15 protein-coding genes and 3 pseudogenes are annotated in these 8,691 nt (G+C 62.0%); 8 read left to right on the forward strand and 10 right to left on the reverse strand.

Going from position 1 to position 8,691, the window contains the following annotated elements:
- The 5 genes and pseudogenes from IPK17_RS40105 to IPK17_RS40125 all read right to left on the reverse strand — a co-directional run.
- On the reverse strand, positions 1-184 hold a 184-nt coding region (locus tag IPK17_RS40105), incomplete at its 3' end, for a hypothetical protein (RefSeq protein WP_343423373.1).
- Positions 185-1,345: 1,161 nt separating this feature from the next.
- Positions 1,346-1,734 (reverse strand): annotated as a pseudogene (locus IPK17_RS40110) (TipAS antibiotic-recognition domain-containing protein).
- A 482-nt stretch (positions 1,735-2,216) separates the two neighbouring features.
- On the reverse strand, positions 2,217-2,612 hold the full coding sequence (locus IPK17_RS40115; RefSeq protein ID WP_343423375.1) for a hypothetical protein: 396 nt from the start codon (positions 2,610-2,612) through the stop codon (positions 2,217-2,219).
- A 36-nt stretch (positions 2,613-2,648) separates the two neighbouring features.
- A complete protein-coding gene (locus IPK17_RS40120; protein ID WP_343423376.1) occupies positions 2,649-2,903 on the reverse strand; it encodes a beta/alpha barrel domain-containing protein in 255 nt (84 codons plus the stop codon).
- Between the two features lie 94 nt (positions 2,904-2,997).
- Positions 2,998-3,150 (reverse strand): hypothetical protein, encoded by a 153-nt coding sequence (locus IPK17_RS40125; RefSeq protein ID WP_343423377.1) that lies wholly within the window; start codon positions 3,148-3,150, stop codon positions 2,998-3,000.
- 637 nt (positions 3,151-3,787) lie between these two features.
- Between IPK17_RS40125 and IPK17_RS41245 the strand changes: the two are divergent.
- From IPK17_RS41245 to IPK17_RS40165, 8 genes and pseudogenes are all read left to right on the forward strand, one after another.
- Positions 3,788-4,225: pseudogene (locus IPK17_RS41245) on the forward strand (hypothetical protein).
- Between the two features lie 193 nt (positions 4,226-4,418).
- Complete coding sequence (locus tag IPK17_RS40955; RefSeq protein WP_350341695.1) at positions 4,419-4,892, forward strand: asparagine synthase-related protein; 474 nt, start codon at positions 4,419-4,421, stop codon at positions 4,890-4,892.
- A 153-nt stretch (positions 4,893-5,045) separates the two neighbouring features.
- A complete protein-coding gene (locus tag IPK17_RS40960) occupies positions 5,046-5,183 on the forward strand; it encodes a hypothetical protein (RefSeq protein WP_350341696.1) in 138 nt (45 codons plus the stop codon).
- A complete protein-coding gene (locus tag IPK17_RS40145) occupies positions 5,167-5,646 on the forward strand; it encodes an asparagine synthase-related protein (RefSeq protein WP_343423413.1) in 480 nt (159 codons plus the stop codon). The genes IPK17_RS40960 and IPK17_RS40145 overlap by 17 nt, the downstream gene beginning before the upstream one ends.
- Positions 5,612-6,067 (forward strand): hypothetical protein, encoded by a 456-nt coding sequence (locus IPK17_RS40150; RefSeq protein WP_343423380.1) that lies wholly within the window; start codon positions 5,612-5,614, stop codon positions 6,065-6,067. The genes IPK17_RS40145 and IPK17_RS40150 overlap by 35 nt, the downstream gene beginning before the upstream one ends.
- Positions 6,068-6,402: 335 nt before the next feature.
- Entirely contained in the window at positions 6,403-6,720 is a 318-nt protein-coding gene (locus tag IPK17_RS40155) for a hypothetical protein (RefSeq protein WP_343423417.1), read from the forward strand.
- Entirely contained in the window at positions 6,701-6,856 is a 156-nt protein-coding gene (locus tag IPK17_RS40160; protein WP_343423381.1) for a VOC family protein, read from the forward strand. Before IPK17_RS40155 ends, IPK17_RS40160 begins: the two co-directional genes overlap by 20 nt.
- A 103-nt stretch (positions 6,857-6,959) precedes the next feature.
- Positions 6,960-7,109 (forward strand): hypothetical protein, encoded by a 150-nt coding sequence (locus tag IPK17_RS40165; protein ID WP_343423382.1) that lies wholly within the window; start codon positions 6,960-6,962, stop codon positions 7,107-7,109.
- A 33-nt stretch (positions 7,110-7,142) separates the two neighbouring features.
- On the opposite strand, the gene IPK17_RS40170 is transcribed toward IPK17_RS40165, so the two are convergent.
- From IPK17_RS40170 to IPK17_RS40190, 5 genes and pseudogenes are all read right to left on the reverse strand, one after another.
- Complete coding sequence (locus IPK17_RS40170) at positions 7,143-7,343, reverse strand: hypothetical protein (RefSeq protein WP_343423383.1); 201 nt, start codon at positions 7,341-7,343, stop codon at positions 7,143-7,145.
- A 3-nt stretch (positions 7,344-7,346) separates the two neighbouring features.
- Positions 7,347-7,469: an alpha-amylase family glycosyl hydrolase gene (locus IPK17_RS40175; protein ID WP_343423384.1), complete on the reverse strand. Its 123-nt coding sequence runs from the start codon at positions 7,467-7,469 to the stop codon at positions 7,347-7,349.
- A gap of 57 nt (positions 7,470-7,526) precedes the next feature.
- Positions 7,527-7,817: a hypothetical protein gene (locus tag IPK17_RS40180; RefSeq protein ID WP_343423385.1), complete on the reverse strand. Its 291-nt coding sequence runs from the start codon at positions 7,815-7,817 to the stop codon at positions 7,527-7,529.
- Positions 7,818-7,833: 16 nt separating this feature from the next.
- Positions 7,834-8,115, reverse strand: a complete 282-nt coding sequence (locus IPK17_RS40185; protein ID WP_502750121.1) for an alpha-amylase family glycosyl hydrolase — start codon at positions 8,113-8,115, stop codon at positions 7,834-7,836.
- 208 nt (positions 8,116-8,323) lie between these two features.
- Positions 8,324-8,569: pseudogene (locus tag IPK17_RS40190) on the reverse strand (alpha-amylase family glycosyl hydrolase); the annotation flags it as partial.
- Between the last annotated feature and the right edge of the window lie 122 nt (positions 8,570-8,691).

An 8,691-nucleotide genomic window follows, 5' to 3' on the forward strand; every position in this document is an offset into this window, starting at 1 on the left:
CGTCCGTCGTCTGGCGATAGGTGTACACCTTGTCGCGATACAGCGCGGGCAGCGCGAGCAAGCCTTCGTCAGGGGTGGTCACGCGCGCCATCGGACGGCACCAGAGCCACCGACGACGAACAGCGACCTCGCGTTTACGCCGCGCATCCTTCGCTCTAAAACCGCTCAGATTGCGCACGCGCACCTACCCACTCCGCGTATACACGGGGATGAGCGTCTCGTCCACGTGTGAGCGATCAGATGTTCCGTCTTTCGCCACCTGGGACAGCTCGCACTCTCGACGTTCGTCAATTTGCCGCACAATCCAGCGTTTGATCCTTTGCCCGCGAATCATACCCTGACGGTACCGCCAAAGCTCGCAGCTCTGCAATCGCGCCATTGTAACAAATGGGACGGAGAGTGGCTACATTTCGCCGCAGATCATGATGCAAGCGAAGGATGCCAGCCCATGACTGATGATGATCGCTTTGCGTTGGGGCCTTTGAGCGGATCGCTCCGGATTACGGCACGCAGTCCCAGCTTCCCACGCGGATGCGGTCACGGCGCACCGCGCGATTTTTCGCCCGAACCTGTGCCTGGCGGTTGATCGAAAATGCCATTGCAGCGGCGGCGATTATCTGATCGGCGCCGAATCACAAGCCGTCGGACGCCTGGTTGTGGTGATAAATCCGTAGATGCGCGCAAGATTCAAGCGGCAGTTTTATAACACGAGAGCCACACGCGGCGGCTGAGTTTGTGGAATCAATAACGCGCCAGCTTAACTGCAGCACTGATCGGCAACAAGCCGTGAACCTCAAGACGCGCCGTATCTGATCGTCGTGGCCCGCGCACGCGCACGGGTGCGGGACGATGGCACGAAGATCAAGCATTACTATGTGACCGTATCGTAGGGGATTGGAATGGTGACGCGGCGGACGAGGTCTGCATCTGGCGGGCTTGGCAACGCCCACGCACACGCCCAGTCCGATGATCTTCCTCGTGAGACTTTACGGCGACCCGCCAATGAAACCGCGCCTTACCTGCAAGATCCCCGCTCCCATTACCCGGGCGGGTGGATGCCAGAGTGCTCAGCCATCAAAGTAGAAACCATGGCTGAGGTGCCGATCCGGTGGAGTAAACAGGTAGGGCGAACCTGACTTGACCCAGCTCCCTCCCCTGAATTCAGGGGAGGGGGAGCAACACACCTCCCGCCAAACCGAGCTGATTTTTCGAGGGTGGATCTCAGAGGAGGTGCTAAAAGTCGATCCTGACCCATTAGCCCTCCCCAAATCGGGAGGGGAGCCAACATCGTGCGCGCCATGGGAGTTGTAGGGGACGGATGAATCGCAACCGCTTGACGCTGACCTTACACATTCAGCTTCGCGACATAGTGCGTGATCGCCACTTCCATGAACGCGGGCAGATCCGGGTGCACCAGCGGCAACGTCGACTGGAACGCCGGATCGCTGTTGTAGCCAGCCCCAACCCGGCGAGAATTTCCCCGGCGTCGGCCCGTGCAGTAGCGCAGATGCTGATGCCAGCGGGCGATGATCGCCTGCACCGCGGCGCTCGCGCCGCGGCCCCTGGTGGCATGGCGGCGGCGAGATCGACGTAAATGGCGCCGCCCTCGTCCTTGATCCCCGCCGTTGCTTCCGCCGAGTAGCTCTTCCACAACTTCTGTGACTGCCGGACGGTCTTTTCGTCCCAGCGACGCGCGGCTTCGTCGGCACTGATCTTTCTTCGGCTTCCGTCCACCGGCCGAACACAGGCTTTTGCTCATGCGGTATCTCCTCATCTTGAGCAACCGCGATAAGTATACAGCCTGACGTTACGTCAGGTGCAAGGAGCAAATTTCAGATTGAGGGAAATTGGGGGAGAAACCGAGTCGATGGCTGAGTGGACGCACTTCCGCGCGTCCGCCGCTTCCGACCCCACCCTCGTCCCCTCCCCCGAATTCAGGGAGGGAGCAGACACCAGCCCGTGACGCTCCCTCTCCCGCTAGTGGTGAGGAGAGAGCAGGGGGTGAGGTTTCGCTTAGCGATCCAGGTTGTTGATATCGGTCGATCTGATCCGGCTTGCCCGCCGTGCGCGTATACGCCCGTGCCCGACGGTTCGCCTCCCAAGCTCTTCTTCCGGGAGTGGCGTACTCGCTGCTTATCGTATCGCGGCGCATGGCCCCACCGACCGCGTGCGACGTTTCGTGGTGGCGTTCCGTGCCGGGCGGATCGCGCCCGCGCTCACGTTACCGGAACTGGCCGCGCCGACCTGCGAATGCGGGATCGCGCCGCCCATCTTCGCGGCGTGTCTGTTCTGCGCGCGGGTGGCTTCTTCCGCCGCCCAGCGACCACCGCTCGTGCTGTCATAATCGGTGACGGCCGGAGCACCGCGATTTTCCGGCGGCTGTCCGGCGTGCCGCTGTTCGTCCCGGCGGTGCTGCCGCCGCTGCTGCCGCCCATACCACTCCGACCGCTCGCGCCCACGCCGCCCGGGTTGGTCGACATGCCGCGCTGCATATCCGCCTCCACCGAGGCGCGCTGTATGGTTTCCGGATTACCCGCTAACGGAATGCCGCCCGCCGTCGGACGGTGTCGGTGCTCGCGCGGGGGAAGCTCCTCCTGCTGATCGCTGAACACATCCTCTTCGGGGATCGCCCCATCCCCCGCGCTACGTTATAGCCGCGGTAGGCGGTATCGCCGTTCCCGCCTCGATCTGCTCGGCGTTGTAGGGCGGCGCAGCGTGGTCGAAATCTGACCAACCACCTTCGCGCCACAGCGACGAGCGCGTATCAATATCGACCAGTGATAACGGTTCATAATCGTTTCGGCGCGTTCCGCCCATTCGTCGTTGGTCGTCAAGCTGACCAGCGTGCCCCCGCGGCGGATCCCCTCCGCGTAGATGTGCGCGTCATCTTCGTCGACGCCCATGTCGATCAACCCGGCGGGTGATGCTGCCCGTGATGGCGCCTCGCCGCCGCACCGATGCCCGCGGTCAGGGCAATCGCCAGCGGCCCCGCGCCGATCACCGACCAATGCCGGGGATGAGCGAGACGCCCACGCCGATCAAGGTGCCGACCACTGCGCCGAAGCCCGCGCCTTCGCCCGCGCCTACGTCGCCGTCCAGCACCATATCACGATCTTCCAGCGAGCTGCTGTATTCGCCGCTTCGCATCATTCGCCATCACGCTGATGTCGTCCCGCGTGAAGCCTGCTTCGATTCAGGTTATCGATCACGCCCGCGGTCGAAAAGTCGTCGTAGAGCGCCACGATTGTCTTGGTCATCTCTGCACCTCGTCCATAGCCGACAACATTACATATTTCATTATAGTCTATCTTAATGCGTTTCGTTATGAAAAGCCGTGAGAGATCGAGGTGTTTCCCTCACCCCCCCTGATGTCTTGTGTAGGACGCGCTTCTGCGCGTCCGAGCATCCGACCCATTTCAACCTCCCCCGAATTCAGGAGGGAGACAACAAGACGTTCGCCAAACCGAATGTAGCTGTAGGGGACGCGCAGAAGCGCGTCCGCAGCATCCGACCCTATGCCCGAATTCAGGAGGACGGAAAGAAGCTTCTCCCTCTCCCCGCGTGCATGGAGAGGGGCAGGGGTGAGGGGTTAAATGCGACAGCCGCGGCGAATATGTTAGAATGATGCGCGCTTAGCCGGACGAGGGAACCCAACACAATGTGCGGAATTTGCGGTGTGGTCGATGAGCGGAGCGGGACGCGCCAATCTGGGCATGGTGCAGCGCAGGTGCGCGGAGATCCGACATCGCGGTCCTGACGGCGACGGTTTTGGCCGCGCCGTCCGGCGATCAGGAATGTCGCGCCAGGCATGCGCCGCTTGAGCATCATCGACATCTCCGGGAGCGATCGGTTGCCGTTTAACGAAGACCGCACCATCGCGCTGGTCTTCAACGGCGAAATCTACATAACCATAAGGAACTGCGCCGCGACCTGATGAGCAAAGCGCACGCTTTTCTGCACGGACGGCGACGGCGAGACGATCATCCACCTGTACGAAGAATACGGCTACAAGCTGTTTGACCAGCTGCACGGGATGTATGGCTTTGCGCTGTGGGATACGCAGCGCAAGCGCCCGCTCGTGGCGGTCGATCACCGCATCGGCATGAAGCCGCTCTACCTGTGGGAACGCGGCGGTCTGCTGCACTTCGCCAGCGAAGTCAAAGCGTTCAACGAGACCGCCGAACTCAACCTCGACGTGCTCGACACTTACCTCTCGTTTACATGATCGGGTCGGACACGCTGTCTGGCGGGTGCAGCGCCGCCTGCCGTAACATTATCTGGTCGCCGAGAACGGCAACGACGCGCATTGAGGAACACTGGCGCTTCGGCGTGGCACGGCCATCGATTCCGCGCGGGACGACGAGCAGGCTGGATCACTTGCGCGCGCGATCTGCTGACCGAGTTCGGTCAACCCGCACATGCGCAGTGATGTTCCCGTCGGCCTGTTCCCGAGCGGCGGCGTCGATCTGGCGTCCGTGCTGGCGCTGATGCGGCCGCAAGCCGAATCGATTGAGACGTTCACCGCTGGCTACGACGCCAAAACGCCCGACAACGAGCTGATCCACGCCCGTAAGGTCGCTGCGCATTTCCACACCACGCATCACGAGCGAGTGATCAATGCCGAGGACTGGTGGAACGGCTTTCAGCGCTACGTGTATCACCACGACGACCCGAACGCCAATCCCCTCCGCTGTGTCGCTGATGCTGCTGGCCGAGGAGACGGTCAAGCGCGTCAAAGTGGTGCGGACCGGCTGGGCGGCGACGAAACTGCCTGGCGGTGCTGGCGCACGCCGCCATCCCGCAGATTTTGCGCGCGCAGAACTCGTGGGGGCGCATGCTGCGCGGCTTCGCCCAACCGCTGCTGCGCCTGGAACGCTACTACCCGACGATGAAGCGCCGCGAATCGGCGCGCTGCCGACCTACCTGCCGCGCCTCACCCAGTCGCTGCTGCCCCGTGACGAAGGTCTGCGCTGCCTGCAATCGTTCGATGGGCTGGTGCTCACCGACAGCTGCGCGGCGAACCTACGGCGCGAACCTGCAGCCGCGTGGACGCCGCCCACCATAAAGAAACCACCTATGCGGGCATCGTGATCGGTCGCTGGCGCCTGACGCGTACAACTTTGGTGCAGGCGCTGGTCATCACCACGTGGCTGGCGGGAACGCCCCCTGCTCAACTGCGATAAGGCGACGATGGCGCACTCACTCGAAGCCCGCGTCCTCTCTTCGATCCGGTTTTGTTCAATTTCGCCGCCCGCGTGCCGAGCGGCATCCGCATGCAGCGCAACAAGTAGGTGCGCGCGCGAAGCGATGCGTCCACTGCTGCCCGCCTTCGCGCTGGCACGCCCCAGGCAGCCCTTCGGCACACCTATTCTGAACTGGTTCCGCGATGATCCGCCGAGCGCATTTGCCGTGCTGCTGGATGATGGCGGGCATTCGCGATCTGTTCCAGCGTCCGGCGCTGGAAGCGCAGTCGCGCACTTCGACGGCAGCGCGCCGCAGGTCGAAGTGGTGTTCCGTTTGCTCACCCTCGAAACGTGGTTGAAGACCTTACCGCGAGCGCGTACCCGTCTCATGATCGCGTCAGCTGTCTACGCTCGTGCACGCAGCACCGTTGAGCATTTTCTTCGCCCCTCGCCCCGCAAGTGACGCGTTCCGGCTGCTGCGCAAGATCGGCGCGCAGTTTCGAGCAAGTACGATCAACGAACACGACGCCTTCGATTTTTCAGAACAAGCTGACCGCCGCCGAGATTCATACGCAGCTGCCAGATTACACGGCGGAGTCGAAGCGGCTGTATACTACTTCTTCATCGTCGACTTCTTCTTCCCGCTGTTCGCGTCGCTGTTCCTCGCGCTGGTGTGGACGGCGCTGCTGCAGGCGGCGGAGATGCCCACGCCTCTACGGTCAATTGCTGGCCGCCCAGGTGCTTGTTCGCCTTCGCGCCCGCCCTGTTCGATTGGGGTGAAAACATCTGCCTTTGCTGCTCGTGCGGCGCTATCCCACCCACCTGCTGAACCCGCCCGCGCGGCGGGGATCTCGCAAGCGCCTCAAGCTGCTGATGTTGGGTGACGGGAGTCGTCATGCCGCACTGGTCGTCGCCACGTTGATCTCGTGGGTGGTGGCGCGGACCTGAATAATCATCGATTGGCAAGATTAGCATTTTTTGTTCTATTCTTACACTGTGTTAGGGATAAAACAGACGAGATCACTAGGCGGTTAGGCGCAAACCGACCCTACTTTCGGCCCCTCCCCGAATTCGGGGGAGGGGAGAGATTTCACCCTCTCCCCGCTTGCCTGGGAGAGGGTGAGGGGAACTGCTTCAGAAACAGATCGCTTTGTATCCAACTTATCCCTAACTCACGCGTTATCCCATAGTCCTGTTCGGATAAACCAGAGGAGTGAACATGCAGCCGCGCATCAGCCAGATCTGGCCTGTTGGTCACCGATTTCGCCGGATGTTTCGCTTCTATCGCGATGCTCGGGCTGCTTATCGCGTCAGGCGACGAGACCGACGTTTGGCATCCTTCCACGACGCCGGACGTCGGTTCAGGTTGTTTCGCCGGGATCTGATGGCGGCGGTGGTCGAAACGAGGGCAAAACCGCCCAAGGCCGACGCCCAAGACTCCGTCGGATTGCCCATCAGGTCGATGATGTGGATATCGCTGCGGGGAGCTGCGCGCGAAAGGCGTCGCACTGGTCGCCGTGCCGACGAATCGCCCTGACTGGAGCATGCGCACCGTGCATTTCCGCGATCCCGACGGCAATCTGGTCGAGCTGTTTTCAGGGTTAAGGGCTGACCTCATTTTCAGCCCCTCTCCGAAAAGAGGAGAGGGGAGAAGGGTCAGTGTCGAATGTTGAAAAAGAGGCAGATTCCTGACACTGTCCCGACCCCCTCCCCCGAATTCGGGAGGGGCGCCAGCAGCATCCGCCGGACCAAAACCAGCCGTAGGGACGCGACAAATTGCGTCCGCCGCTTCAAAACAACTTCACGCCAGCTTCAACCGATCAACTCCACCACGACGCCTTCATTGGCGCGCAGGTGCAGTTCCTTGACCGCGTCGCCGCGATCCATGTGCGTGGAGAGATCACCTTGCCGCGCCCGGCAGCGTGAGCGTGCGCCCGACGTTCCCGAAGTTGAGCGCGATCAGGTACTGCTTGCCGCCGCCTCGCGCACATAGACGAAGGTGCCTTCCGGCGACTCCAGCGAGCGATACGATCCGGCGTGCAGCGCGGGCGTGTAGCGGCGCAGGCCGAACAGCGTGTGATAGAACATCAGCATCGACTTGGGATCGGCCTGTTCAGGGACGACGTTCAGCACCGTGTAATCGGGCGACACGGCAGCCACGGTTCATCTGGCGGTGAACCCGGCGTTGGGCGAGTTATCCCAGTGCATGGGCGTGCGCTGCGGGTCACGGCTGATGCCGAGGTTGATCCCCTGCGGGTCTTGATGCAAGTGCGGCGGAATGTCCACGTCGCGCAGGCCGAGTTCTTCACCGTAATAGATGAACGGGTGCCGCGCAGCGTCAAATCAGCATGGCGGCGACGCGCGCCTGCACCAAACCGATGCGGGTGCCGACGCGCATCTGATCGTGGTTGCCGAGCTCGTAGTTCGGCCAGCCGTCCGCGGGCAGGCTCGCCTCGTACAGATCGACAAAGAGCGAACGTCATCCGCTTGCCACGGCAGCATCAGCAGCGCGAAGTTGAATGGCAGATGGATCTCCGGCGCACTTTCGGTGCCATAGAAGCCCGTGATCAGCGTGGGGTCGGTCGAATAGGGCGATCCGCCGATCATCACGCGGTCTTTGAATTCCTCGAACACCTGGCGCAGTCCTGAATCAGTCGTGCACGCCCGGCTGATTTTCGCTGTACACGCGCAGGTACTTCCACGTGGGGTTGTCACGCCCTTCGACCCAATCGGGATTGAGCGGGTTATCACGCAGCAGTTCGTCCTTGATCATGCGGTCGATCACGTCGACGCGGAAGCCATCCACGCCGCGCTTGAGCCAGAAGCGAATCGAGTCGGCAATCGCTTTCTTGACCTGCGGGTTGCGGTAGTTGAGGTCGGGCTGTTCCGCGAGAAAGTTGTGCAGATAATACTGCCCGGTCTGGTCATCCAACGTCCACGACGGGCCGCCGAAATACGACAGCCAGTTGTTGGGCGGCGATCCGTCCGGTTGGCGTCGCGCCAGATGTACCAGTCGCGCTTGGGATTATCGCGCGACGACCGCGACTCGATGAACCACGCGTGATGATCTGAGGTGGTTCGGGCACGAGGTCGAGGATCAGCTTGAGGTCGCGGCGATGCACCGCAGCGAGCAGATGATCGAAGGCGTCGAAATTGCCGAACAGGGCATAGACATCAACGTGGTTGCTTACGTCATAGCCGAAATCGGCCATCGGCGAGGGGAAAATCGGCGAGAGCCACAGCGCATCCACGCCGAGCCACTTCAGATAATCGAGCTTGGAGGCGATGCCGCGCAGATCGCCGAGGCCATCGCCATTCGAGTCCATAAACGAGCGCGGGTAAATCTGGTAGACGACGCCGCGCTGCCACCATGCTGCTTGTGCCATGTCTAATTACCTTCCTGGACGTCAACCCCACCCCGTCCCCACGCCGAACAGGGAAGGAGCACACGTTCGCGCCCCTCCCCGCATGCGTGGAGAGAGGGATTGGGTGAGGGGATTACTCTTGG

The sequence above is a fragment of the Candidatus Flexifilum breve genome (assembly GCF_016713355.1).

Excerpts from the sequence above, each read along its gene's own strand:
- IPK17_RS40120 (WP_343423376.1), bottom strand. The coding sequence starts at position 2,903 with ATGGGCGTCGACGAAGATGACGCGCACATCTACGCGGAGGGGATCCGC.
- IPK17_RS40125 (WP_343423377.1), bottom strand. The coding sequence starts at position 3,150 with ATGATGCGAAGCGGCGAATACAGCAGCTCGCTGGAAGATCGTGATATG.
- IPK17_RS40955 (WP_350341695.1), top strand. The coding sequence starts at position 4,419 with ATGCGCAGTGATGTTCCCGTCGGCCTGTTCCCGAGCGGCGGCGTCGAT.
- IPK17_RS40155 (WP_343423417.1), top strand. The coding sequence starts at position 6,403 with ATGCAGCCGCGCATCAGCCAGATCTGGCCTGTTGGTCACCGATTTCGC.